This is a genomic window from Micromonospora sp. NBC_00421 (assembly GCF_036017915.1).
GTDB lineage: Bacteria > Actinomycetota > Actinomycetes > Mycobacteriales > Micromonosporaceae > Micromonospora.
In genome coordinates, this window is record NZ_CP107929.1 from 5317241 (window position 1) to 5341356 (window position 24116).

A 24116-nucleotide genomic window follows, 5' to 3' on the forward strand; every position below is an offset into this window, starting at 1 on the left:
TCACACCTCCTTGGAGTCGGAGCCGGTGGCGATGTTGGCCGGCTCCCGCTCGGCGACCACGCGCTTGGTGCGCGGGCTCGGCGGTACCTGTAGATCCAGCGGGGGCAGCGGGAAGCTGCCGTACGGCCGGCTGTCGGCCTGTTCCTGCGGGGTCGGCTTCGGGGTCGGCTTGCGGCTCGGCCAGAGCAGCGTCGCCAGCAGCAGCACGCCCGCGCCGACGGCGGTGGCGAGCAGCCGGTCCCGCGACTGCCAGTCCTCGATGGAGCGCAGCCCGGCCAGGACCAGGATCCAGACCAGGTTGATCGGGAGCAGCACCTTCCAGCCGAAGCGCATGAACTGGTCGTAGCGCAGCCGGGGCAGGGTGCCCCGGAGCCAGACGAAGACGAAGACCAGCAGCAGCACCTTGCCGAAGAACCAGAGCATCGGCCACCAACCGGTGTTGGCGTCCGCCCACAGCGTGATCGGCCAGGGGGCCCGCCAGCCACCTAGGAACAGCGTCGTGGTGACCGCGGACATGGTCACCATGGCGACGTACTCGGAGAGCATGAAGAGCGCGAACTTCAGCGAGCTGTACTCGGTCATGAAGCCGGCGACCAGCTCCGACTCCGCCTCGGGCAGGTCGAACGGCGCCCGGTTGGTCTCCCCGACGGTGGCGATGAAGAAGATGATGAAGCTGGGCAGCAGCAGGATCGCGTACCAGCCCGGGGCGGGGATCTCGACGCCGGCGATGGTGAGCCGGGTGGCGTCCCCCTGGGCGGCGACGATCCCGCTGGTGGACATGGTGCCGGCGGTCATGAACACCGCGACGATGCTCAGCCCCATGGCGACCTCGTAGGAGATCATCTGGGCGCTGGAGCGCAGCCCGCCGAGCAGCGGGTAGGTCGAGCCGGAGGCCCAGCCGCCGAGCACGATGCCGTAGACGGCCAGCGACGAGCAGGCCAGCAGCACCAGCACCGCCACCGGCACGTCGGTGACCTGCAACGGCGTCTGGTGGCCGAAGATGCTCACCATCGGGCCGAACGGGATCACCGACAGCGCGGTGACCGCACAGACCACCGAGATGACCGGCGCGAAGAAGTAGACCACCTTGTCGGCGGACTTCGGGAGGATGTCCTCCTTGAAGGCCATCTTGAGGCCGTCGGCGAGGGTCTGCAGCAGGCCGAACGGGCCGACCTGGTTGGGGCCGGGCCGGACCTGCATGTAGCCGACGACCCGGCGCTCGAACCAGACGCCGAGCAGGGTGGCGAGCAGACCGAAGACGAAGGCGAAGACGATCTTGATGAGGACCAGCCACCACGGGTCCCGGCCGAAGTCGGCAAGCGTCGGGTCCTGCGCCAGGAGGAGGGTGTTCACTGTGCACCTCCGGAGATCCGGACCACCGTGCCGGACGCGGTGCCGAGGCTGCGCCGGACGGTCGAACCGGGCGAGTTGGTCGGCAGCCAGACGACGCCGTCGGGCATCTCGGTGATGGCCGCCGGCAGGGTGACCGCACCCCGGTCGGTGCCGACCGTGACCGGGTCACCGTCGGCCACGCCGAGCGTCTCGGCGGTGCCCTTGCCCAGCCGGACCACCGGCGGACGGCCGGTGCCGGCGAGGTGCTCGTCACCGTCGGTGAGGCTGCCCAGGTCGATCAGCTGGTGCCAGGTGGCGAGCACCGCCTCGCCCGCACCCGGCTGGGGCACGGACCCCGGGGCGACCGAGGGGGTGACCGGCCGGTCGGCCCGGGTCGGCGGCAGCGCGCCCAACTCCCGGCGGACGCTCGTCACGTCGCCGGTGCCGAGCCGCACGTCGAGCTGCGCGGCGATCGCGTCCAGCACCCGGCCGTCGGTCATCGCGGCGGTGTGCAGCACCGCCTCGAAGGTGCGCAGCCGGCCCTCCCAGTCCAGGAAGCTGCCGGCCTTCTCCACCACCGGGGCGACCGGGAGCACCACGTCCGCCCGACGGGCCACCGCCGAGTTACGCAGCTCCAGGCTGACCAGGAAGGGCACCGCGTCGAGGGCCTGCTCGGCCAGCCTCGGGTCGGCCAGGTCGGCCGGGTCCACCCCGGCCACCACCAGGGCGCCGAGCTGGCCGCCCGCGGCGGCGGCCAGGATCTGGTCGGTGTCCCGACCGGCCTGGCTGGGGATCACCCCGGCCGGAATGTCCCACGCCTCGCCCAACTCGGCGCGGGCCGACGGCTCGGTCACCGGACGCCCGCCGGGCAGCAGGTTGGGCAGGCAGCCCGCGTCGACCGCACCCCGGTCGCCCGCGCGACGCGGCACCCAGGCCAGCTTCGCACCGGTACGCCGGGCGACGTCCGCGGCGGCGGAGAGGCCACCGGGCACGCCGGCCAGCCGCTCGCCGACGAACAGGATCGCGCCCTCGGCGCTCAGCGCCTCGGCCACCGTGTCGTGCTCGGCGAGCACGCTCGCCTCCTCGCCCGGCACCACCCGGGCCAGCTTGGCCCCGAGCTTCTCCAGGCCACGGGTGGCGAACGGGGCGATCGCGTACACCGTCAGCTTCTTCTTCAGGTACGCCTTGCGCAGCCGCAGGAAGAGGATCGGGCACTCCTCCTCCGGCTCCAGGCCGACAAGCACCACCGTGGACGCCTTCTCCACGTCGGCGTAGGTCACGTCGGTGACCCCGGCGACGGTGCTGGCCAGGAAGTCGGCCTCCTCGCGGGAGACCGGCCGGGCCCGGAAGTCGATGTCGTTGGTGTTCAGGGCGACCCGGGCGAACTTCGCGTACGCGTAGGCGTCCTCGACGGTCAGCCGGCCACCGGTCAGCACCGCCGTGCCGCGACCCTCGTCGCGGGCGGCCCGCAGCCCGTCGGCGGCCCGGGTCAGCGCCTCGCTCCAGGACGCCTCGCGCAGCTCACCGGACTCCTCGTCGCGGACCAGCGGGGTGCTCAACCGGTCGAAGGCGCGGGTGTACTGGAAGCCCCACCGCCCCTTGTCGCAGTTCCACTCCTCGTTGACCTGCGGGTCGTCGCCGGCGAGCCGACGCAGCACCTTGCCCCGCCGCCAGTCGGTGCGCTGGGCGCAGCCGGCCGAGCAGTGCTCGCAGACGCTCGGGCTGGAGACCAGGTCGAACGGGCGGGCCCGGAACCGGTACTGCGCCCCGGTGAGCGCGCCGACCGGGCAGATCTGCACGGTGTTGCCGGAGAAGTACGAGTTGAACGGGACGTCGCCCTCGTCGCCCTCCGCGCCGTACGCGTCGTCCCGGTAGATGTTGATCTCTTCGGCGGACGACCGGCCCATCAGGTCGATGAACTTGTCGCCGGCGATCTCTTCGGAGAACCTGGTGCAGCGCTGGCAGAGCACGCAGCGCTCCCGGTCCAGCAGCACCTGGGTGCTGATCTCCATCGGCTTGACGTACTCCCGCTTGTGCTCGTGAAAGCGGGAGTCGGTGCGGCCGGTGGACATCGCCTGGTTCTGGAGCGGGCACTCACCACCCTTGTCGCACATCGGGCAGTCCAGCGGGTGGTTGAGCAGCAGCAGCTCCATCACCCCCTCCTGCGCCTTCTTGGCGACCGGGGAGCTGAGCTGGGTGCGGACCACCATGCCCTCGGCGACGGTCTGGGTGCACGAGGCGACCGGCTTGCGCTGCCCCTCCACCTCGACCAGGCACTGCCGGCAGGCGCCGGCCGGGGCCAGCAGCGGGTGGTCGCAGAACCGCGGGATCTCGGTGCCCAACTGCTCGGCGACCCGGATCAGCAGCGCCCCCTTGGGGGCGGTGACCTCGACGCCGTCGATGGTGAGCGTCACGGTCTCGGTCTGCTTGGCTACGTCGGTCATCAGAGTCGCCTTTCATTCGCGACTGCGGGACTCGCAAGCTCGTTCCTCGCGCTCATCAGTGAGCTCCAACCAGCTGCTTGTCGGAGAGCTTCGGCGCGGTACGCCCCTCGATGTAGTCGAGGTAGTCCTGCTTGAAGTACTGCAACGACGAGGTCACCGAGCTGGTCGCACCGTCGCCCAGACCGCAGAACGAGCGGCCGAGGATGTTGTCGCAGGTGTCGAGCAGGGTGTCCAGGTCCTCGTGGGTGCCCTGACCGGCCAGGATGCGCCGGTAGACCCGCACCATCCAGTAGTTGCCCTCGCGGCACGGGGTGCACTTGCCGCACGACTCGTGGTGGTAGAACTCCAGCCACCGGTAGGTCGCGTAGACCGGGCAGTCCTGGTCGGAGAAGATCTGGGTGGCCGTGGTGCCCAGGATCGAGCCGGCCGCCGCCACCCCCTCGAAGTCCAGCGGCACGTCCAGGTGTTCGGCGGTGAGCAGCGGGGTGGACGATCCCCCGGGCGTCCAGAACCTGAGCTGGTGACCGGGCTGCATGCCGCCGGCCAGCTCGATCAGCTCGCGCAGGGTGACACCCAGCCCGCACTCGAACTGGCCCGGGTTGACGATCCGACCGGAGAGCGAGTAGATCATCGGCCCGGACGACTTCTCCGTGCCCATGGTCTTCCACCAGTCCGCGCCGCCCAGCACGATGTACGGCACGCTGGCGATGGTGCCGACGTTGTTGACCACCGTCGGGCTGGCGTACAGGCCGTGGGTGGCCGGGAACGGCGGGCGGAGCCGGGGCTGACCCCGGAACCCCTCCAGCGAGTCCAGCAGCGCCGTCTCCTCGCCGCAGATGTACGCCCCGGCACCCGAGTGCACCACCAGCTCCAGGTCGAACCCGGTGCCGAGGATGTTGCGCCCGAGGTAACCCTTGGCCTGTGCCTCGGCCACCGCGTTGCGCAGCCGGCGGGCGGCGTGCACCGCCTCGCCGCGGATGTAGATGTAGGCCCGGTTGGCCCGGATCGCGTACGAGGCGATGATGACGCCCTCGACCAGCGCGTGCGGGTCGTGGGTCATCAGCGGCAGGTCCTTGCAGGTGCCCGGCTCGCCCTCGTCGGCGTTGACCACCAGGTAATGCGGCTTGCCGTCGCCCTGTGGGATGAAACCCCACTTCAGGCCGGTGGGGAAGCCCGCGCCACCCCGCCCGCGCAGCCCGGAGTCCTTGATCAGCTGGATCAGGTCGTCCGGGTGGGCCTTGAGGGCCTTGCGCAGCGCGGCGTAGCCGTCGAGCTTCTCGTAGGTGCCGATCCGCCAGGCGTCCGGCGAGATCCAGCGCCGGGTGAGCACGGGAGTCAGCTTGGCCAGGGTCTCCGGCCGGGGAGTGGTCACTTCTGGGCCCCCGTCTCGCTCGCGACGGCGGAGCCCGCGCCGGCAGCGCCCGTTTCCGCCTCGGCTTCCTTGAGGTTGCGCTGCTGCGCGCCGGCCTCGTCGCCGGCGGGCTTGCCGTCACCGGCGGGAGCGTTCGCGGCCACCCCGGCCGCCTGCGCCGCCTGCGCGTCACGGGGTGCCGGCGGTGCGCCGTCGGTCGGGACCTTGACGCCGGGGGCGGTCGGGGCCTTGGCGGCTTCGGCCTTCGCCTTCGCCTCGGCAGCGGCCCGGTCGGCCTCGGCCTTGCTGCGGATCGGGGTCTTCGGGTCGTAACCCGGCGCCGAGATGCCGTGCTGCTCGGCCAGCCGCAGGCCGCGCAGGGTGGCCTCGCCCGGCCCGCCGTCGGCGACCGCGCCGTCACGCTCGTCGGCGAACCCGGCGAGCTGCACCGCCATCTCCTTGAGCGTGCAGAGCCGGGCACCCCGGGTCGGCATCGGCCGGCCCCCGGCGCGCAGCTCGTCCACCACGCCGACCGCGCCCTGCGGGTCGACGCCGTCGAAGAAGTCGTAGTTGACCGTCATCACCGGGCCGTAGTCGCAGGCCGCCAGGCACTCGGCGTGCTCCAGGGTGATCTTCCCGTCGGCGGTCGTCTCGTCGTGCCCGACGCCCAGGTGCTCGACCAGGGTGTCGTAGACCTCCTGGCCGCCGAGCACGTTGCACATCGTGTTGGTGCAGACGCTGACCAGGTAGTCACCTGTGGGCCGGCGCTTGTACATGGTGTAGAAGGTGGCCACCGCGCCGACCTGGGCCTTGTTCAGCCCCAGCACCTCGGCGCAGAACGTCACCCCGGCCGGGGAGACGTAGCCCTCCTCGGCCTGCACCAGGTGCAGCAGCGGCAGCAGCGCCGAGCGGGACCGGTCGGCCGGGTACCGGGCGATGATCTCCCGAGCCCGGGTCCGGGTCTCTTCAGTAAACGTCGTCATCGGTCACAACCACCCATCACGGGGTCCAGCGAGGCGCCACCGGCGATCACGTCGGCGATCAGGCCGCCCTCGGCCATCGCCGGGAGGGCCTGGAGGTTGACGAAACTCGGCTCCCGGTAGTGCACCCGGTAGGGCCGGGTGCCACCGTCGGAGACCGCGTGCACGCCCAGCTCGCCCCGGGGCGACTCGATGCCGACGTACACCTGGCCCGGCGGGACCCGGAAGCCCTCGGTGACCAGCTTGAAGTGGTGGATCAGCGACTCCATCGACTGACCCATGATCTTGGCGACGTGCTCCAGCGAGTTGCCCATGCCGTCCACGCCGATGGCCAGCTGCGCCGGCCAGGCGATCTTGCGGTCGGCGACCATCACCGGGCCCGGCTGCAGCCGGTCCAGCGCCTGCTCGACCAGCTTGAGCGACTCCCGGATCTCGGCCAGCCGGACCAGGTAGCGGCCCCAGACGTCGCCGTCCGGGTGGGTCGGCACGTCGAACTCGTAGCTCTCGTAGCCGCAGTACGGCATGGTCTTGCGCAGGTCCCAGCCGAGGCCGGCGGAGCGCAGCACCGGACCGGTCACGCCGAGCGCGAGACAGGCGGTCGTGTCGAGCACCGCGACGCCCTGGGTGCGCTCGGTCCAGATCGGCTGGCCGGAGAGGAGGTCCTCGTACTCCTTGAGCTTCTTCGGCATCATCTTGAGGAAGTCGCGGATCTTGACGATCGCCGCGTCCGGCACGTCCTGCGCCACCCCGCCCGGCCGGACGTAGGCGTGGTTCATCCGCAGGCCGGTGATGGTCTCGAAGATGTCGAGGATGTACTCCCGCTCGCGGAAGCCGTACAGCATGATCGAGATCGCGCCCAGCTCCATGCCGGTGGTAGCCAGCCACACCAGGTGCGAGGAGATCCGGTTCAGCTCCATCATCAGGACCCGGATCGTGGTGGCCCGCTCGGTGATGTCGTCGGTGATGCCGAGCAGCTTCTCCACCGCGAGGCTGTACGCCGTCTCGTTGAAGATCGGGGCGAGGTAGTCCATCCGGGTCACGAAGGTCGAGCCCTGCACCCAGTTGCGGTACTCGAGGTTCTTCTCGATGCCGGTGTGCAGGTAGCCGACGACCGAACGGGCCTCGCGGACCGTCTCGCCCTCCAGCTCCAGGATCAGCCGCAGCACGCCGTGCGTGGACGGGTGCTGCGGACCCATGTTCACGACGATCCGCTCGTCGTTGATCGGGTCGGTGCCGGAGACGACCTGGTCCCAGTCCCCACCGGTGACGGTGAAGACCCGACCCTCGGTGGTCTCCCGCTCGGTCGCGTAGTTGGACGTGGTCACTGGTACGACCTCCTGCGGTCCGGCGGCGGGATCTCGGCGCCCTTGTACTCCACCGGGACGCCGCCGAGCGGGTAGTCCTTGCGCTGCGGGTGGCCCTCCCAGTCGTCCGGCATCAGGATCCGGGTCAGGTTGGGGTGGCCGTCGAAGACGACACCGAACATGTCGTACGCCTCGCGCTCCTGCCAGTCGGCAGTCGGGTAGACGGCGGTCACGCTGGGCAGGTGCGGGCTCTCGACGGAGACGGCCGCCTCCAGCCGGACCCGACGCCGGTAGGTCATCGAGGTGAGCAGGTAGACGACGTGCAGCCGGCGCTCGTCGGCACCGAGGTAGTCCACCCCGGACACCGAGGAGCACAGCTCGAAGCGCAGCGCCAGATCGTCCCGCATCACCTGGCAGACCTCGGCGATCCGCTCCGGGCGCACGTGCAGGGTCAGCTCGCCCCGGTCGACGACGACCTTCTCGATCGCGTCGCCGAAGTGCGGGTACGCCTCCTCCAGCGCGTCGCGTACCTCGTCGAAGTAGCCCCCGTAGGGCCGGGGGGCCTCCTCGATCGGGGTGCGTTGGCGGACCAGGCCGCCGTAGCCGGAGACGTCGCCGGTGCCCTGCATGCCGAACATGCCGCGCCCGGCGGGGCTGGACGGCGGCAGTTCGGCGGGAGCGCCGCTTGTCGCACCGGCCGGGGTGACCGGCACCGGCACCCCGCCATCGTTGGTGCGGTGGTCGGTCACTTCGGGCCCCCCTGCGATTGGAGGTGGTTCTGGGCGTTCATCCAGTTCTCGATCCGCAGCTGCTCCTCGCGCCCCTCGCGGACCGCCTTCGTCCACTCGGCGCGACGGGCCTTGTCGTTGCGGTACGACGACGGCATCGAGCCGTACGGCACCACGGGCACGTCACCGCGCTCCAGGCGGGCCGCCTGCATCTTGCGGCCGTTCGGGCCCAGCGGCTCGTACATGATCTTCTCGCGGAGCTTGAGGATCGCGTCGATGAGCATCTCGGGGCGGGGCGGGCAGCCCGGCAGGTACATGTCGACCGGGACCACGTGGTCGACGCCCTGGACGATGGCGTAGTTGTTGAACATGCCGCCGCTGCTGGCGCAGACACCCATGGAGAGCACCCAGCGGGGCTCGGCCATCTGGTCGTAGATCTGGCGCAGCACGGGGGCCATCTTCTGACTCACCCGGCCGGCCACGATCATCAGGTCGGCCTGGCGCGGCGAGGCCCGGAAGACCTCCATGCCCCAGCGGCCCATGTCGTAGTGCGGGCCACCGGCCGCCATCATCTCGATGGCGCAGCAGGCCAGGCCGAAGGTGGCGCCCCAGACGGACGACTTCCGCGACCAGTTGACCAGCTTCTCCACGGAGGTGAGCAGGACGCCGGCGGGGAGTTTCTCCTCGATGCCCATCTGACGTTCCTCCCTCAGTCCCAGTCCAGGCCGCCGCGACGCCACACATAGGCGTACGCGACGAAGACCGCGACGATGAACAGGACCATCTCCACGAAGCCGAAGATCGGCAGGGCGTCGAAGGAGACCGCCCAGGGGTAGAGGAAGATGATCTCGATGTCGAAGACGATGAAGAGCATCGCCGTCAGGTAGAACTTGATCGGGAACCGTCCGCCGCCCACCGGCTGCGGGCTAGGCTCGATCCCACACTCGTATGCCTCGAGCTTGGCCTTGTTGTAGCGCCGGGGACCGGCGAAGCGGGCGGCGGCCACGGAGAACAGCGAGAACGCCGCGGCGAGGGCGAACAGCCCGATGATCGGTGCGTAAGGCGAGAGCGACATCTTTTCTCCTGCTCGTCCTTCCCCTGCCCCAGGTGCTTGACGAAATTCACACTATTCACATCCCCCGTGACTGCCGTCAGCGGGGGTCGATCCCTGCCCGTGCCGGGGCCGTCGTTGGCCCTGGCCCGGTCGCGCTCACACGGCCGGAGCCGCCTTGGTCATCGCGTTGATGACCCGGTCCATCGCGTCCCCGCCGCGCGGGTCGGTCAGGTTGGCCAGCAGCTTGAGCACGAAGCGCATCAGCATCGGGTGCGGCATGCCGTGCCTGGTCGCCATCCGCATCACCTCGGGCCGGCCGATCAGCTTGACGAAGATCCCGCCGAGCCGGTAATAGCCGCCGAACCGGGCCTTCAGCTCCTGCGGGTACGCGGTGAGCGCCCGCTCCCGCTCCGGGCCGGCCGGTCGGGCCAGCGCCTGGACGATGACCTCGGCCGCCAGTTCGCCGGACTCCATCGCGTACGCGATGCCCTCGCCGTTGAACGGGTTGACCATGCCGCCGGAGTCGCCGACCAGCAGGACCCCCCGGGTGTAGTGCGGCACCCGGTTGAAGCCCATCGGCAGCGCCGCGCCGAGGATCGGGCCGTCGGCGTTCGCCTCGTCGGTCATCCCCCAGTCCGCCGGGGTGTTGGCCAGCCAGTCGGTGAGCAGCCGCCGGTAGTTGGTCTTGCCGAACGCGGAGGAGGAGTTGAGCACCCCGAGGCCGACGTTGACCCGGCCGTCACCGAGGCCGAAGATCCAGCCGTAGCCGGGCAGCAGCGCGTCGTTGTCCTTGCTGCGCAGCTCCAGCCAGGACTCCAGGTAGTCGTCGTCGTGCTTGGCCGGCGAGCGGTAGTAGCGGCGGACGGCCACCCCGATCGGCCGGTCCTCCCGCTTGGCCAGGCCGAGGGCGAGCGGGAACCGGCCGGAGACGCCGTCGGCGGCGACCACCAGCGGGGCGTGGAAAGTGGCTGGCGCCCGGTCCGGGCCGACCTCGGCGGTCACGCCGACCACCCGGTCGTCGCCGTCGAGCACCGGGCCGATCACGTTGACGTTGGTACGCAGCTCCGCGCCGGCCGAGACCGCCCGCTGGGCGAGCAGGTCGTCGAAGTCCAGCCGGGTGCGGACCAGGCCGTAGTTGGGGAAGCTGGCCAGGTCGGGCCAGTCCAGTTCGAGGCGTACCCCGCCGCCGATCACCCGTAGGCCCTTGTTGTGCAGCCAGCCGGCCTCGGGCGAGGTGTCCACGCCCATCCGGATGAGCTGCCGGGTCGCCCGGGGGGTGAGCCCGTCCCCGCACACCTTCTCGCGGGGGAACTCGGTCTTCTCCAGCAGCAGCACGCGTACGCCGTGCCGCGCCAGGTGGTACGCCGTCGCCGATCCACCGGGACCAGCGCCCACCACGATCACGTCGGCGTCGTTCTCCACCGAAGTCATCTGCGCCTCCTCCCGCACGCTCGTGAAATGCTTCACAAGCCGATCGGGTTGGAGTCTATGACCGTGGTTACCCCGCTGCCGGGTGAGGGGTACCTAACTTTTTGGAAACATGCGGGTCGGGGGTCGGTTCGGGCTCAGTTCCGGGCGGTGTCGAGCCCGGCGGCGGCCCGGATCGCCGCCGGCAGTTGGTCACGTAGCGCTCCGCCTGCCGCCCGGTCGAGCGCGCCCAGCACCTCGGCAACCACCTGCCGGACCTCTGTCGGGTCCGCGCCCGCCAGCTCCCTGAGCTGGGCGACCAGCTCGGCGGCGTCGTCGTCGGTGGTGGCCGGTGGGTCGCTCGGCGCTGCTCCCGTCATGCAGGGGAGCTTACGGGTCAAACTACGCCGAAATTAGGCATGAGCGAAAAGTTGCCATTCACGCAGGGTCACCCGCGAACGGCCCGGTGCAGGGCCACCACACCGCCGGTCAGGTTGCGCCACCCCACCCGGCCCCACCCGGCCGCGCCGATGCGGGCCGCCAGCGCCGCCTGGTCCGGCCAGGCCCGGATCGACTCGGCCAGATAGACGTACGCGTCGGGGTTGCTGGACACCGTCCGGGCCACCGCCGGCAACGACCGCATCAGGTACGACAGGTAGACGGTACGGAAGGCCGGCTGCACCGGGGTGCTGAACTCGCAGACCACCAACCGCCCGCCGGGCCGGGTCACCCGGGCCAGCTCCCGCAGCGCCGCATCGGTGTCGTTGACGTTACGCAGGGCGAAGGAGATCGTCACCGCGTCGAAGGAGGCGTCGGCGAAGGGGAGCCGCAACGCGTCCCCGGCCAGCAGCGGCACCTCCGGCCGGACCCGCTTGCCGGCGTGCAGCATGCCCTGCGACAGATCCGCCCCCACCACGTACGCCCCGGAGCGGGCCAACTCCTGCGTCGACACCCCGGTGCCGGCGCCCACGTCCAGCACCCGCTCCCCCGGGAGCAGCCCGAGCGCCGCCCGGGTGGCCCGCCGCCACGAGCGGTCCTGCCCGAAGGACAGGACCGTGTTCGTCAGGTCGTAACGGGCGGCCACCCCGTCGAACATCGCGGCGACCTCGTGCGGAGACTTGTCCAGGCCGGCGCGCTGGCCCTGCGGGGTACGGCTCACCCCTCCACTCTGCCAGCCACCGCCCACCCGCCCGGCGCTGGGTCTCTCCCCGGACGTGCGGCGGGCGGGGTGGATGACCACCCCGCCCGCTCTACGTCCTACCGCTCAGTCGTGCGCCGACCGCCGCCGTTCAGCTCTGCGGCTTCTCGTCGCCCGGGGTCACCAGCACGAGCCGACGCCGACGGGCGAGCATCAGCAGCGCCCCGCCCGCGAGCAGCACGGCGACACCGATGCCACCGATCAGGGTGGCCTGCGCGCCGGTCACCGGCAGACCGCCGTCGTCGTCGCCACCGCCGGTGCCGCCACCGGTCGTCGGACTGGCGCTGACCGTGGGGCTGGCGCTCGTCGACGGGCTGGGCTCGCCGGTCGGGCTCGGGCTCGGCGTCGGGCTCGGACCGGCGGTCAGGTCGACGAACACGTCGAACAGCGAGGTGTTGTCGCCGTCGTCGGTCTCGGTGAAGGTCTTCCGCTGCGCCTTGCTGGCGACCTGCGGCTCCTCCTCCGGCTCACCGACGGCACCGTCCAGCCCGGCGGCGAAGATGACGCCTGGCGTGAGCACCTTCTCGGTGACGCCCGCGTCGACCTTCACCCGTACGTCGGCGGTGTAGAACTCGCCCGGCCGCAGCACCGCGCCGGGGTCCTCGCAGTACGCCACCACGCCACCCAGGTCCTGCGTGACGCAACCCTCCGGCACCTCGACGAAGCTGGCACCGGCCGGCAGGGCGATGCCGTAGAAGATGCCGGTGGCCCGGCGGCTGCCGCCGTTGTAGACCGCCCAGTCCAGCGGGGCGGTCCCGCCCGGCTTGACGCCGGTCAGTCCGCTCTCGCCGGCCTCGTCGCCGTCGACCACCACGTCGGCGTAGACGTCCTGCACCCAGGTGGTCAGGTCGTAGCCGGGCTTGACGACCATGATGTCGTGGTCGACCGAGTCCGAGATGGCGTTGGGCGCGCTCACGGTCACCTTCAGCACGCCCCCCTTGCCGCGCGTGTCGGTGCCGAAGAGCGGAATGCCGAACTCCTCGGTGGTGCCGCCGACGATGTCGTCGGTGGTGCCACCCAGGTCGGACAGCGAGCAGGTGAAGGCGGTGCCGGCGACGGCACAGCCGTCCGGCACGAGCACCCCGACCTTGTTCGGCCTGAGGCCCGCGGTCTCGACGGTGACCTTCACGTCCTTGGCGTCGACCGTGCCACGGAGGTTCTGTACGGAGAACTTGAACGGCTTGGCCTTGGCCTCCTTGACCCCGAGCGCCAGCTGGTAGCTGAGTGGGACAAGGTCGAGTTTCGCCTGGTCGGCGGCGTTGGCCGGGGCGGCCACGGTGGCCAGGCCACCCACGGCGAGCAGGACCACGGCACCGACGCGGGCCACGGCCGAGCGGTGGAACAGAGTCATCGATCCCCCGGGGGGTAGGGACTGCTGGGAAAGGTGGGGCTGATGTGTCAAGCCGAGCGGACGTTATCCGAGATCGACGCCGGTACGCCAGCTGTGACGTGCGATTTTGTCCAAGACGGGTCCGAACGGACGAAGAGCGGGGGCGGGATGGTCACCCATCCCGCCCCCGTTTTATATGAACGGCCCTCCCGGACCGATGGAGGACGACGCCAAGCTCGTCCGGGCCTCCCGCGGGGGAGACGAAGGTACGTCGGGCGCACGTTAGCGGGCACCGCCGGGCCGCGCCAACCCCCGCGCCGGAGCGCCACGACCTGGGTATCCGCCCAGCATGGCGCACCCCGCCCAAAATGCCGCGTCTTGTGGTGGCTGATCCCCCGTGACCTCGGCCGAACGGCGACCACGAATATCCCCCGGGCCGACACCCGAACCCGTTCAGCCAGTCACGCCGACGACCCGATCCGTAACCCTGCGTGACTGCAGGGGCGGCCCACCCTCGGCCGCCTTGCCGGCGGCGACCCGGCGGCCTACCGGGCTCGCCACCGGGCAGGGCCGGTGGCTCAGCGGGCCTCGACGAGCGGCAGGGGCCGGCCGGCTCCGCCGCCGGGCATGGCGATCGAGGAGAAGTGCGAGACCACCCGGTCGTCGGTCGGGTCGTCGGCCGGGGTGTGGTGCACCGCCAGCCGGCGGTAGAGGGTGTCCCGCTGGGCCGGAATCCGGTCGGCCGAGCGGATCATGCCGATCAGCTCGTGCAGGTTGGACCGGTGCCGGGCGCCCGCCGAGGAGATCACGTTCTCCTCCAGCATGATCGAACCGAGGTCGTCCACCCCCATGTGCAGGGAGAGCTGACCGACGTCCTTGCCGGTGGTCAGCCAGGACGCCTGCAGGTGCGGCACGGTCTCGAAGAAGAGCCGGGCCACCGCCACCAGCCGCAGGTATTCCAGGGTGGTGGCCTGGGTGCGACCCTTCAGGTGGTTGTTCTCCGGCTGGTACGTCCACGGGATGAACGCCCGGAAGCCCTGGGTGCGATCCTGCACGTCGCGGATCATCCGCAGGTGTTCGATCCGCTCGACGTTGGTCTCGCCGGTGCCCATCATCATCGTCGCGGTCGACTCCAGGCCCTGCCGGTGGGCCAGCTCCATGACCTCCAGCCAGCGCGCGCCGGACTCCTTCAGCGGGGCGATCGCCTTCCGTGGCCGGTCCGGCAGCATCTCGGCACCGGCCCCGGCGATCGAGTCCAGCCCGGCCGCCTTGATCCGGGCGATGGCCTCGTCCAGGCTCACCTGGGAGACCTTCGCCATGTGCAGGATCTCGCTGGGCCCGATGGAGTGGATGACCAGCTGCGGGTACGCCTTCTTGACCGAGGAGAACAGCTCCTCGTAGTACTCCACCCCGTAGTCCGGGTGGTGGCCGCCCTGGAGCATGACCTGGGTGGCCCCCAGCTCGACCGCCTCGCCGCAGCGACGCAGGATCTCCTCGGTCGGGTGGGTCCACCCCTCGGCGTGCTTGGGCGCGCGGTAGAACGCGCAGAACTTGCACGCCGTCACGCAGACGTTGGTGTAGTTGATGTTGCGGTCGATCAGGTAGGTGACGACGTTGTCCGGGTAGCGCCGCCGGCGTACCGCGTCCGCCGCCTCGCCCAACGCATGGAAGGGCGCCTCGGTGTAGAGCAGCAGCGCCTCCTCGGGCGTGATCCGCCCGCCGTCCGCGCCCCGCTGCAGGATGTCGTCGATCTCCCGGTTCGCCGTCACGCCACCGAGCGTACGCCGACGCGGCGCGCCCTCCTCAGGCCCCGTCCGCTGGACCCGCAATTCTGCACGAAACACTCATTGCGGGCGGAGCATTCGGGCACCGACCGACGCTCGCCCCCGCCTCAGCGCAGCGAGTTTTCGTCGACTCCGGCCGGCGGCCGGCGGCCAACAGTCCCGCACCGGGCCCGTAGGTGACCGAGGGACCCGGGCGCGACTCAGAGAGGGGTCTGATCGAGATCGCCACCTTCGATGGCCTCCGCACCGGCGATCCCAGCGAGAATGCGAGCGAGCGCGAGTTTCCCACTCAGTTTTGGCAAACCCTTCCCAGGAAGGTTCAGATAAAACTACGAGAAAACCCGGCAAGCAGCCCGCCGACACCGCCGCCCTACCCCGACCCAGAACTCAAGATCAAATTGCAAAAAGGGAGAAGACACGCCGACGAAGATGCGCGAAACAGCAATGTGATCGAGCACCCCCGCCCCCCAGCCGCCTGTAGCGGCGTCAGAACCCGGAACGCACCGGCGGGTCGGCGACGAAGGCGGCCCAGGACCGCCGGTCGAAGGCCAGCACCGGCCCCGCGGGGTCCTTCGAGTCGCGTACGCCGACCACCCGAGCCGACTCGGCCACCTCGACGCAGTTGGCGTTCGAGCCGCTGCGGGTCGACTTGCGCCAGGTCACGCCGGACAACTCAGGGCTGATCATCCGAGGCTCACTCTCGCTCGTGCTCCGTTGCATACCGCGCAACGAGTTCCACCGAATCGACGGGGCTGAGCGCCACCTCGGCCAGCCTATCCGCCTCCCGCCGGAAGTGCGCCACCTGCGGGGCCTCCTCCAGGAACAGCCCGGTCAGCTTGTGGTCGAGGAAGACCACCGAACGGTTGCGCGGAAAGTCGAAGAGCGCGAACGACCCGTCCAGCCCGGTGTGCCCGCCGACGGCCAACGGCACCACCCGCAGGGTCAGGCCCGGCCGGTCGGCCGCCTCCACCAGGTGCCGCAGTTGCCGGGCCATCACCCGAGGCCCGCCGAGCGCCCGGCGCAACACCATCTCGTCGAGCAGCACGTGCAGGGTCGGTGGGGCTGGCCGGGTCAGGATCGCCTGCCGGCCGAGCCGGGCGGCCACCCGCCCCTGCGCCTCGTCGGCCGGCACCCCGCAGCCGACCATCACCGCCTGGGCGTAGTCCGCCGTCTGCAACAGGCCGGGCACCAGCAACGGCTCCCAGTTGACGATGCCGGTCGCCTCCGACTCCAGCCGGATCAGGGTGCGCGACTCCTCGGAGAGCCCGCCGATCGCCTCCCACCAGCCGACCTCGGCCGACCGCTCGGCCATCCCGAGCAGCCGCTTGCGGGCGTCCCCGGTGACCCCGTAGATCACCAGCAGGGACGCGACGTCGGCGGCCGAGACGCCCTGGATGCCGTTCTCGATCCGCGAGAGTTTGGACGGTTGCCAGCCGAGCCGGATGGCCACCCGCCGTTGCGGCAGGCGACGAGAGTCCCGCAACTCACGCAGTTCTCCACCGAGCCCACGGCCGACCACCGTGGGCTGACTCGCCTTGGCCATGCCGATCCTCCCGATCGCACCGCGACCCGCCCGATCGGTGATCTCGGCGGCAGCACATAGCCGAGTCAGCACACCGCCTCATCACTGCGGCGACACGAGTCGTGACGTTGAGTATTGACTCTCGCCCGATCCCACGCAAGCATGAGCAGCAACGTTGCTATCGAGCGTGCAGAACTTGGAGGCCGCCATGCAGATTCCCCAGCCCACCTGGTTACGGCCATACGACCCGGACGACTCGCCCGGTCCCATCCCGTCCGTGGTCGAACGCTTCCGGCGGCGCAGGCGGGACGAGCCGGAGCCGCCGAGCGAGGCCGAGCGGGAGGCCGCCCGCTACACGGTGGTGCTGGTGTCACCCGACGCGGCGCAGGCGCTCGGCGACGACCGGGGCGAGGTCGGGCTGCACCTGTTCCGCGACGAGGACTGGGACGGCAGTCCGGGGCACCTGGACGATGCGGTCAAGCTGATCGAGGAAGCCTGCGGCGAGGGGGTCGCCCTCACCGAGCACCACTCCGACCTCACCTACTGGACCGCACACCTACGCGAGGGCGACTGACCACCCCACACGCCACCATGCCTACCGGCCGTCTGTAGGAACTGCTCGACGACCGGACACGCCGGGCGGGGCTTCCCGAGCGCGTGGTCAGCGCCCTGCATCTCGCGGCGACGCCGCCCCCGCGCTCCAGCCCCGGAGGATCACCGACCCCTACCGACGCTGACAGGGTGTCGTTGGTCGGGGCGGGTCAGCGCAGGGTGAGGCCGCTGGCGGGGAAGTCGTACCAGGACAGCTCGAAGGGCGAGCCGGCCTGCGGCACCACCGGGAACACTGCCCAACTGGTCAGCTCGCGGCCGGGTGCGAGGTCGAACGACTCACCGGGCCGGGTGGTGGAGCAGTAGGTGCTCTCCGGGCGCACGGTCTTGCCGCCGGCCAGGGTGAGCTGCACCAACTCGCGGTCCTCGGCGACGGTCGGGCAGTTCAGTGTCCACGGGCTCACCGAGCTGTTGCGGTACCGCAGGTTCAGCCGCAGCTTGCTCCCGGTGACCTCGGCACTGACCACGGTGACAGTCATCGACGACTGGTCGTAGAGAACCTGGTTGAGCCGGTACGTCCGCGATGGCCCGTCCCCCGACGAGCCGGACGGGTCCGTGGGAACGCCGGACGACGGCTGCGCCGACGGCTCAGCCGGGGTGGCTCCCCCGCTGGCCTCGGGGCCGCCCGGCTGCCGGCCGGCGTCCACGGTGCTGCCGGCATCCACGGTGCGGTCCGTCGCCGCGCTGTTGTTCCGGACGGCCAGGTAGTTACCGCCGACCGCACCGATGACCGCCATGCCCGCCAGTACGACGACCAATGTGACGACGAATCTCTTTTCCATGGTGCTCCTACCCCGGCCGGCGCTGCTGGCGTGACCGTAACAACCACAGGCCAGTCGCCGTCGCGTGGGCGAACGCCCCGACGAAACGCCCTCGGGCCGTCTGGCCGCCACACCCGGGATCGAAAAGCCCGCCTACCCGTCGTAGTCGACGGTGAGGGTGTCGGTGACGGGGGTGGACTGGCAGGTCAGCACGTACCCGGCGGCCACCTCGTCCGGCTCCAGCGCGTAGTTGCGGGCCATCGTCACCGCACCGGAGACGACCCTCGCCCGGCAGGTCGAGCAGACCCCGCCCTTGCAGGCGTACGGCAGTTCGCCGCGCACCTTCAGCGCCGCGTCCAGCACCCGCTCGCCGGGGCCCATGGTGAACCGCGACGACCGGCCGTCCAGCACGATCGTCACCTCCGCGCCGCCTGTCGACTCGCCGCTGCGGCGTACCGGCTCCGGTGGGGCGTCGACGTGGAACAGCTCGGTGTGCACCGCCGACTCCGGCAGACCCCGCCCGGTCAGCACCGCCTTCGCGTCCAGCACCAACTGGTACGGGCCGCAGAGGAACCACTCCTCGATCGTGTCGCCCGGCACGATGGTGTCCAGCAGCCGGCCCAGCCGGTCGGCGTCGATCCGGCCGGACAGCAACGGCGACTCGCCCTGCTCCCGGGAGAGCACGTGCACCAGGTGCAGCCGGGTCGGGTAACGGTCCTTCAGGTCGGCCAACTCCTCGGCGAACATCACCGTGTTCGCCGTGCGGTTGCCGTACACCAGGGTGAAGGTGCTGGCCGGCTCGACGGCCAGGGCGGTCGCGACCAGCGCGAGCACCGGGGTGATGCCGGAACCGGCGGCCACCGCGCCGTAGTGCCGCACCCGCTCCGGCGCGAACGCGGTGGTGAAGTGCCCCAGCGGGGGCAGCACGTCGACGGTGTCGCCGTGCCGCAGCGCGCCGCAGGCGTAGCTGGAGAACGCGCCGCCGGGAACCTCTCGTACCCCGATCCGCAACCGGCCGTGCCGGGCCAGGTCGTCCGGCGTCGAGCAGATCGAGTACGACCGCCGCACGTCCGCGCCGGCAGCGACGCCCGCAGCCGGGCCGCCTGTCGGATCGGCCACGGCACCGGCCGGCCCGGCGGTGGTCGTCCCGGCCGCACCCGGTGCCCCGGCCGGCAGGCGGACGGTCAGGTGTTGGCCGGCGGAGAACGCGAACGTCGCCCGCAACTCCTCGGGCACCGCGAAGGTGATCGCCACCGCATCGTCGGTGAGCCGGTCGACGGCGGTGACCGGCAGCGGGTGGAAGGCCGGCCGGCGACGGGCGGGGCGGGTGATGGTGACAGTCACAGCGCCTTCAGGTGGTCGAAGGGTTCGGAGCAGGAACGGCAGCGCCAGAGCGCCTTGCACGCGGTGGAGCCGAACCGGCTGACCTGCTCGGTCTCCGGCGATCCGCAGCGCGGGCAGCGCACCGCCAACGTCAACGGCACCACGCCGGGCGGACGGCCCGGAGCAGACCCGCCGCCAGCCGGGCCGACCGGGGCAGGGCCGCCGCCGACCGGGGGCGGCGGGGCGATGCCGGCGGCGGCGAGTTTCACCCGGCCCTCGGCGGAGATCCAGTCGGTGCTCCAGGCGGGGCTGAAGACGGTACGGACCTCGGCGTCGGGATACCCGGCGACGGCCAGGGCCCGGCGGATGTCGGCGCGGATCACGTCCATCGCCGGGCAGCCGGTGTAGGTGGGGGTGATCGTGACGACCACCCGGCCGGTCTCCCCGTCCTCGTCGACCGCCCGCAGGATGCCCAGCTCGTCGATGGTGATCACCCGGATCTCCGGATCCACCACCGCCGCCACGGCCGCCCTGGGGTCGGTCACCGGCCCGCCCCGCTCACCACTGCGCCCCGGGGTGGGCGCGGTGCAGCACCTGCATCTCGGCCAGCAGGAAGGACAGGTGCTCGGTGTGTACGCCGTCCCGGCCACCGCCCGGCGTCCAGCCGGTCGCCGGCCGGGTCAGGGTGGCCTCGGCCAGCACCGGGGAGACCACGGCGTCGAAGTCGGCCCGCAGGGTGGCCGGGTCGACAGGCGCCGCCGGGTCCGCCGTGAACAGCTCGTGATGGTACGGCCAGAGCTCGTCCACCGCAGCCTGGGCGCGACGGTGCGACTCGTCGGTGCCGTCGCCGAGCCGCTTCACCCACAGCGCGGAGTGGTCCAGGTGGTAGGCCGACTCCTTGCGGGCCTTCGCGCCGATCGCGGCGAGCCGCTCGTCTGCGCACCCGGCCAGCGCGGTGTAGAGCGGCAGCTGGTAGGCCGAGAGCAGCAGCAGCTTCACCATGGTCATCGCGAAGTCGCCGTTGGGCAGCTCGACCAGGAGACAGTTGCGGAACTCCCGGTCGTCGCGCAGGAACGCCAACGCGTCCTCGTCCCGGCCCGCGCCCTCCAGCTCCCCCGCGTACGACAGCAGCAGGCGGGCCGCGCCGAGCTGGTCGAGGGCGATGTTGGCAAGCGCGATGTCCTCCTCCATCTCGGGGGCGCGGGTGGCCCACTCGCCGAGCCGCTGGGCGGCCACCAGCGCGTCGTCGCCGAGGGCGAGGGCGAAGTCGAAGGGGCCGTTCACAGGTGGGCCACCCCGTCCGGCACCTCGTAGAAGGTGGGATGGCGGTACACCTTGTCGGCGGCCGGGTCGAAGAAGGCGTCCTTCTCGTCGGGGCTGGACGCGGTGATCGCGCCGGCCGGCACCACCCAGATCGACACCCCCTCCTGCCGACGGGTGTAGAGGTCACGGGCGTTGCGCAGGGCCAGCTCGGCGTCGGGGGCGTGCAGGCTGCCGACGTGGGTGTGCGACAACCCACGTCGGGCCCGGACGAAGACCTCCCACAGCGGCGAGGTCGCCGGCACTCCGGGCGGTGTGCTCTGCTCGCTCACGCGGCCACCTTCTCTCTCTGCGCCGCAACCCGCTTCGCGGCGTACGCCGTGGCGGCCTCGCGTACCCATGCGCCGTCGGCGTGGGCGCGGCGGCGGTGTTCCATCCGCTGCCTGTTGCACGGCCCCTCGCCCTTGATCACCCGCATCAGCTCGGCGTAGTCCGGCTGGGTGAAGTCGTACGCCTGCCGCTCGTCGTTCCAGCGCAGGTCGGGGTCGGGGATGGTGAGGCCGAGGCTCTCCGCCTGCTGCACGCACATGTCGACGAAGCGCTGCCGCAGTTCGTCGTTGGAGAACCGCTTGATCTTCCAGGCCATCGACTGGGCGGAGTGGGTGGAGTCACCGTCGGGCGGGCCGAACATCGCCAGCGACGGGTACCACCAGCGGTCCAGCGCGTCCTGCGCCATCGCTCGCTGGCCCTCGGTGCCGTGCGCGAGGGTGTGCAGGATCTCGTAGCCCTGCCGCTGGTGGAACGACTCCTCCTTGCAGACCCGGATCATCGCCCGCGCGTACGGCCCGTAGGAGCAGCGGCAGAGCGGGACCTGGTTGACGATCGCCGCGCCGTCCACCAGCCAGCCGATCGCGCCGACGTCGGCCCAGGTGAGGGTGGGGTAGTTGAAGATCGAGCTGTATTTCTGCCGGCCGTCGAGCAGCAGGTCGACCAGCTCGTCCCGGCTGACGCCCAGGGTCTCGGCGGCGGCGTAGAGGTAGAGGCCGTGGCCGGCCTCGTCCTGCACCTTGGCCAGCAGGATGGCCTTGCGCTTGAGCGAGGGGGCCCGGCTGATCCAGTTCCCCTCCGGCTGCATGCCGATGATCTCGGAGTGGGCGTGCTGGGCGATCTGCCGGACCAGGGTCCGGCGGTAGGCGTCGGGCATCCAGTCGCGCGGTTCGATCTTCTGATCGGCGTCGATGACCTCGGCGAAGTATGCCCCCGGGTCCTCACCGGGCGCGGTAGCGCCCTCCCGGGAGCGGGTCGCCGCCTCGCGCAGCGCCACCTCGGCGGCCTCGACCTGACCGAGCAGGCCACCGCCGGGCGCGTCCTGTTCCGGGGCGAAGTCGTTGCCATACATGCCACAAGTGTTACAGCTCGCCTCCGATGACACCAGAGGGTGTAACAGGATTTAAGCGGCCCCCTCCGTTACCAGGCGGATGCTCTCGGTCAACGCCGGGGCGGGCGATTGACTATGAATTGGGTCACTGATCAAAAGTGAATCCCCTCAATCACCGCATATTGTGCCTTTATCTCGACTTACCGGCGGATTGCCGAGCGTCGGGTTCTGGCGAGTCCGCTGTCCGGACGTAGACTTCCCCGGTCACCACCGATCGGCTGCCGACGATCACCACCTGAGACAGAGGCCACCATCCCCCGGCCTCGGTGATCGAGCCGACACCCTCGGAAACAGCCGGTCCCCCCGGCCCTGACATCTGGAGTTCGCCCACTCATGCGATCTCGCGTGATCCTGGCGCTCGCCATCCTGGCGGTGCTACTCGGCACCGGCATGCTGGTGCCGGCCGCGTACGCCAAGCTCGCCGGCGACGACACGGCCGGCGGCGTCGGCGGCGGCACGGCGGAGAAGGTGCCCGCCCCCGCGCCCACCGCACCCCCGGCCCCCACCCTGGCCGCCGCTCCGGTCGCGGTGGACTTCAAGGGTGCGTTCTTCGGCTGGGCCCTGATGGACCGCGAGACCGGCCAGCTCTCCGGCTCGAAGAATCCGGCCTCGACCAGCTCCACCGAGTCGATGTTCAAGGCCTGGATCGTCGCCGACTACCTGCGCCAGCTCGGCGACCGGGAACCGCCGGCGGCGATGAAGAAGAACGCCAGCCTGGCCATCCGGGACAGCAACGACGACGCGGCCAACCGGGTCTACGCGGCGGCCGGTGGGTCGTACCGGGTGCCGGCCGGCGGACAGCCCGGCCCGGTACTCAAGCGGGCGATCCAGATCTGCGGTCTCACCGACACCAAGCGCGGCAACGTCCCCGGCTACGAGGGCTGGTGGAGCTTCACCCGGATGTCCCCCCGCGACGCCGTCCGGCTCGGTGACTGCATCGCCGACGGCAAGGCCGCCGGCCCCAAGTGGACCAAGTGGGTGCTCAACGAGATGGCCCAGGTCCGGGGCAGCGTGACCACGCAGCAGGCCCGCTCGGGCGGCGGCAAGTGGGGGATCGTCGACGGCCTGCCCGCCGAGATCAAATCGCAGGGCCCGGTCGCCATGAAGAACGGCTGGACCGCCCTCAGCTATGACAGCAACTGGCACGTCAGCTGCCTCGCCGTCACCGACAAGTGGAGCCTCGCCGTGATGATGCGCTACCCGGTCAAACAGCGGCTGACGTACGGTGCGAAGGTCTGCGCCAGCGTCGCCACCCAACTGGTCACCCCGCAGCCCGGCGCGGCGCTCAAGGTGCCGCAGCAGCCGGTCGGGAAACTCTGATGGCGCGCAGCCGACGATCCGGCCGCCCCGCCGGACGAGACCAGCAACCGGTGAAGCTCGTCGCCGTCGCGGCGGTCCTGACCGGTCTGGTGCTGGTCTCGCTGCGGCTGATCCCCGGGTCACCGATGGAATCCACCGCCGCCTCCCAGTGGGGTGACCCGTCCACCGCCGCCCGCTCCACCGACTCGGCGGCCGACCGCCGCAGTCGCCCGACCCCGGTGCCGTCCGCCACCCGGTCGCTGACGCCGCTGCCCTTCGCGGACCGGGACCTCGACCTCGACATCAAGGGTTGGTACGCCTGGAGCGTGCTGGACCGTCGGACCGGCAAGATCATCGGCTCGGACAACATGGCCGAGACCAGCACCACCGCCTCGCTGATCAAGTCGTGGATCGTCGCCGACTACCTGCGCCGGGCCGCCGACGCCGGGCAGACCCCGAGCGACGCCAAGCTCGCCGACGCCACCCGGATCATCCGGGACAGCGACAACACCCGGGCCGAGCAGTTCTACAACACCGTCGGCCGGTCCGCGTCGATCAAGCGGCTGATCTCGATCTGCAAGCTCACCGACAGCAGCGTGGCCGCTGACGGCGGCTGGAGCCGCACCAACCTCTCCCCCCGCGACACCGCCCGACTCGGCAACTGCATCGCCGACGGCCGCGCCGCCGGCCCCACCTGGACCAAGTGGCTGCTCAACGAGATGAAGCTGGTGCGCGGCGCCGGTGACTTCGGCATCCGCAAGGCGTTCCCGGCCGCCGAGCAGAAGAAGATCGCCATCAAGAACGGCTGGATCGACCGGACCCGCGAGCAGGAGATGCACATCAACTGCCTGGCCATCGGCGACACCTGGACGATGGGCGTGATGGTCCGCTACCCGATCAACATGGGCTACGAGTACGGCATGAAGAACTGCCAGAAGATCACCGAAGCCCTGCTCCAGCCCGCCACCTGACCGGAGCCGGGCCGGGCCGGT

The 24116-nt window shown here is 71.0% G+C and carries 24 protein-coding genes; 3 read left to right on the top strand and 21 right to left on the bottom strand.

Translation table 11 applies throughout. The features are described from left to right. From nuoH to OHQ87_RS22600, 15 genes are all read right to left on the bottom strand, one after another. Positions 1-1353, bottom strand: coding sequence for an NADH-quinone oxidoreductase subunit NuoH (nuoH, locus tag OHQ87_RS22530; RefSeq protein ID WP_328340866.1), 1353 nt, complete (start codon positions 1351-1353; stop codon positions 1-3). After that, positions 1350-3776, bottom strand: a complete 2427-nt coding sequence (locus tag OHQ87_RS22535) for an NADH-quinone oxidoreductase subunit G (RefSeq protein ID WP_328340868.1) — start codon at positions 3774-3776, stop codon at positions 1350-1352. The genes nuoH and OHQ87_RS22535 overlap by 4 nt, the downstream gene beginning before the upstream one ends. Before the next feature lie 55 nt (positions 3777-3831). Then, on the bottom strand, positions 3832-5148 hold the full coding sequence (gene nuoF, locus OHQ87_RS22540) for an NADH-quinone oxidoreductase subunit NuoF (protein WP_328340869.1): 1317 nt from the start codon (positions 5146-5148) through the stop codon (positions 3832-3834). Beyond that, positions 5145-6110 carry an NADH-quinone oxidoreductase subunit NuoE gene (nuoE, locus tag OHQ87_RS22545; protein ID WP_328340871.1) on the bottom strand — a complete coding sequence of 322 codons (966 nt, stop codon included), beginning with the start codon at positions 6108-6110 and terminating at the stop codon, positions 5145-5147. The genes nuoF and nuoE overlap by 4 nt, the downstream gene beginning before the upstream one ends. Then, the gene (locus OHQ87_RS22550; protein ID WP_328340872.1) at positions 6107-7432 is read right to left on the bottom strand and encodes an NADH-quinone oxidoreductase subunit D; all 1326 of its coding nucleotides are present in this window, start codon (positions 7430-7432) and stop codon (positions 6107-6109) included. The genes nuoE and OHQ87_RS22550 overlap by 4 nt, the downstream gene beginning before the upstream one ends. Then, a complete protein-coding gene (locus tag OHQ87_RS22555; RefSeq protein ID WP_328340874.1) occupies positions 7429-8160 on the bottom strand; it encodes an NADH-quinone oxidoreductase subunit C in 732 nt (243 codons plus the stop codon). Before OHQ87_RS22555 ends, OHQ87_RS22550 begins: the two co-directional genes overlap by 4 nt. Beyond that, positions 8157-8834 carry a NuoB/complex I 20 kDa subunit family protein gene (locus OHQ87_RS22560; RefSeq protein WP_302740008.1) on the bottom strand — a complete coding sequence of 226 codons (678 nt, stop codon included), beginning with the start codon at positions 8832-8834 and terminating at the stop codon, positions 8157-8159. The genes OHQ87_RS22555 and OHQ87_RS22560 overlap by 4 nt, the downstream gene beginning before the upstream one ends. Before the next feature lie 14 nt (positions 8835-8848). Further along, a complete protein-coding gene (locus OHQ87_RS22565) occupies positions 8849-9214 on the bottom strand; it encodes an NADH-quinone oxidoreductase subunit A (RefSeq protein WP_067300536.1) in 366 nt (121 codons plus the stop codon). Between the two features lie 135 nt (positions 9215-9349). Beyond that, positions 9350-10624, bottom strand: coding sequence for a geranylgeranyl reductase family protein (locus tag OHQ87_RS22570; protein ID WP_328340878.1), 1275 nt, complete (start codon positions 10622-10624; stop codon positions 9350-9352). Positions 10625-10758: 134 nt separating this feature from the next. Continuing rightward, positions 10759-10980 carry a hypothetical protein gene (locus OHQ87_RS22575; RefSeq protein ID WP_328340880.1) on the bottom strand — a complete coding sequence of 74 codons (222 nt, stop codon included), beginning with the start codon at positions 10978-10980 and terminating at the stop codon, positions 10759-10761. A 68-nt stretch (positions 10981-11048) separates the two neighbouring features. Beyond that, the gene (locus tag OHQ87_RS22580; protein ID WP_328340882.1) at positions 11049-11759 is read right to left on the bottom strand and encodes a demethylmenaquinone methyltransferase; all 711 of its coding nucleotides are present in this window, start codon (positions 11757-11759) and stop codon (positions 11049-11051) included. Between the two features lie 130 nt (positions 11760-11889). Then, the gene (locus OHQ87_RS22585) at positions 11890-13149 is read right to left on the bottom strand and encodes an LPXTG cell wall anchor domain-containing protein (RefSeq protein ID WP_328340884.1); all 1260 of its coding nucleotides are present in this window, start codon (positions 13147-13149) and stop codon (positions 11890-11892) included. 557 nt (positions 13150-13706) lie between these two features. After that, positions 13707-14897: a cyclic dehypoxanthinyl futalosine synthase gene (mqnC, locus tag OHQ87_RS22590; protein ID WP_328340886.1), complete on the bottom strand. Its 1191-nt coding sequence runs from the start codon at positions 14895-14897 to the stop codon at positions 13707-13709. Positions 14898-15398: 501 nt separating this feature from the next. Beyond that, the gene (locus tag OHQ87_RS22595; RefSeq protein ID WP_328340888.1) at positions 15399-15599 is read right to left on the bottom strand and encodes a DUF397 domain-containing protein; all 201 of its coding nucleotides are present in this window, start codon (positions 15597-15599) and stop codon (positions 15399-15401) included. Positions 15600-15606: 7 nt separating this feature from the next. Continuing rightward, positions 15607-16455: a helix-turn-helix domain-containing protein gene (locus OHQ87_RS22600; RefSeq protein ID WP_328340890.1), complete on the bottom strand. Its 849-nt coding sequence runs from the start codon at positions 16453-16455 to the stop codon at positions 15607-15609. Between the two features lie 187 nt (positions 16456-16642). Here OHQ87_RS22600 and OHQ87_RS22605 point away from each other — a divergent pair, with 187 nt between their 5' ends. Continuing rightward, positions 16643-17008 (top strand): hypothetical protein, encoded by a 366-nt coding sequence (locus OHQ87_RS22605; protein WP_328340892.1) that lies wholly within the window; start codon positions 16643-16645, stop codon positions 17006-17008. Between the two features lie 187 nt (positions 17009-17195). Here the strand turns inward: OHQ87_RS22605 and OHQ87_RS22610 are convergent, their stop codons facing one another. From OHQ87_RS22610 to paaA, 6 genes are all read right to left on the bottom strand, one after another. After that, positions 17196-17825, bottom strand: coding sequence for a hypothetical protein (locus OHQ87_RS22610; protein WP_328340894.1), 630 nt, complete (start codon positions 17823-17825; stop codon positions 17196-17198). A gap of 132 nt (positions 17826-17957) precedes the next feature. Beyond that, complete coding sequence (locus tag OHQ87_RS22615; protein ID WP_328340896.1) at positions 17958-19148, bottom strand: 2Fe-2S iron-sulfur cluster-binding protein; 1191 nt, start codon at positions 19146-19148, stop codon at positions 17958-17960. After that, a complete protein-coding gene (gene paaD / locus OHQ87_RS22620; protein ID WP_328340897.1) occupies positions 19145-19672 on the bottom strand; it encodes a 1,2-phenylacetyl-CoA epoxidase subunit PaaD in 528 nt (175 codons plus the stop codon). Before paaD ends, OHQ87_RS22615 begins: the two co-directional genes overlap by 4 nt. 13 nt (positions 19673-19685) lie before the next feature. After that, the gene (paaC, locus tag OHQ87_RS22625) at positions 19686-20411 is read right to left on the bottom strand and encodes a 1,2-phenylacetyl-CoA epoxidase subunit PaaC (RefSeq protein WP_328340899.1); all 726 of its coding nucleotides are present in this window, start codon (positions 20409-20411) and stop codon (positions 19686-19688) included. Next, positions 20408-20719 carry a 1,2-phenylacetyl-CoA epoxidase subunit PaaB gene (gene paaB / locus OHQ87_RS22630; RefSeq protein ID WP_328340901.1) on the bottom strand — a complete coding sequence of 104 codons (312 nt, stop codon included), beginning with the start codon at positions 20717-20719 and terminating at the stop codon, positions 20408-20410. Before paaB ends, paaC begins: the two co-directional genes overlap by 4 nt. Continuing rightward, the gene (gene paaA, locus OHQ87_RS22635; RefSeq protein WP_328340902.1) at positions 20716-21786 is read right to left on the bottom strand and encodes a 1,2-phenylacetyl-CoA epoxidase subunit PaaA; all 1071 of its coding nucleotides are present in this window, start codon (positions 21784-21786) and stop codon (positions 20716-20718) included. Before paaA ends, paaB begins: the two co-directional genes overlap by 4 nt. A gap of 372 nt (positions 21787-22158) precedes the next feature. Between paaA and OHQ87_RS22640 the strand changes: the two genes are divergently transcribed. Beyond that, entirely contained in the window at positions 22159-23145 is a 987-nt protein-coding gene (locus OHQ87_RS22640; protein WP_328340903.1) for a hypothetical protein, read from the top strand. Then, complete coding sequence (locus OHQ87_RS22645; protein WP_328340905.1) at positions 23145-24095, top strand: hypothetical protein; 951 nt, start codon at positions 23145-23147, stop codon at positions 24093-24095. Before OHQ87_RS22640 ends, OHQ87_RS22645 begins: the two co-directional genes overlap by 1 nt. Positions 24096-24116: the final 21 nt, after the last annotated feature.

Coding starts and splice junctions, on each gene's coding strand:
- OHQ87_RS22535 (WP_328340868.1), bottom strand. CDS start 3,776: ATGACCGACGTAGCCAAGCAGACCGAGACCGTGACGCTCACCATCGAC.
- nuoE (WP_328340871.1), bottom strand. CDS start 6,110: ATGACGACGTTTACTGAAGAGACCCGGACCCGGGCTCGGGAGATCATC.
- OHQ87_RS22560 (WP_302740008.1), bottom strand. CDS start 8,834: ATGGGCATCGAGGAGAAACTCCCCGCCGGCGTCCTGCTCACCTCCGTG.
- OHQ87_RS22565 (WP_067300536.1), bottom strand. CDS start 9,214: ATGTCGCTCTCGCCTTACGCACCGATCATCGGGCTGTTCGCCCTCGCC.
- OHQ87_RS22570 (WP_328340878.1), bottom strand. CDS start 10,624: ATGACTTCGGTGGAGAACGACGCCGACGTGATCGTGGTGGGCGCTGGT.
- OHQ87_RS22575 (WP_328340880.1), bottom strand. CDS start 10,980: ATGACGGGAGCAGCGCCGAGCGACCCACCGGCCACCACCGACGACGAC.
- OHQ87_RS22585 (WP_328340884.1), bottom strand. CDS start 13,149: ATGACTCTGTTCCACCGCTCGGCCGTGGCCCGCGTCGGTGCCGTGGTC.
- OHQ87_RS22595 (WP_328340888.1), bottom strand. CDS start 15,599: ATGATCAGCCCTGAGTTGTCCGGCGTGACCTGGCGCAAGTCGACCCGC.
- OHQ87_RS22600 (WP_328340890.1), bottom strand. CDS start 16,455: ATGGCCAAGGCGAGTCAGCCCACGGTGGTCGGCCGTGGGCTCGGTGGA.
- OHQ87_RS22605 (WP_328340892.1), top strand. CDS start 16,643: ATGCAGATTCCCCAGCCCACCTGGTTACGGCCATACGACCCGGACGAC.
- OHQ87_RS22610 (WP_328340894.1), bottom strand. CDS start 17,825: ATGGAAAAGAGATTCGTCGTCACATTGGTCGTCGTACTGGCGGGCATG.
- paaA (WP_328340902.1), bottom strand. CDS start 21,786: ATGTATGGCAACGACTTCGCCCCGGAACAGGACGCGCCCGGCGGTGGC.
- OHQ87_RS22640 (WP_328340903.1), top strand. CDS start 22,159: ATGCGATCTCGCGTGATCCTGGCGCTCGCCATCCTGGCGGTGCTACTC.
- OHQ87_RS22645 (WP_328340905.1), top strand. CDS start 23,145: ATGGCGCGCAGCCGACGATCCGGCCGCCCCGCCGGACGAGACCAGCAA.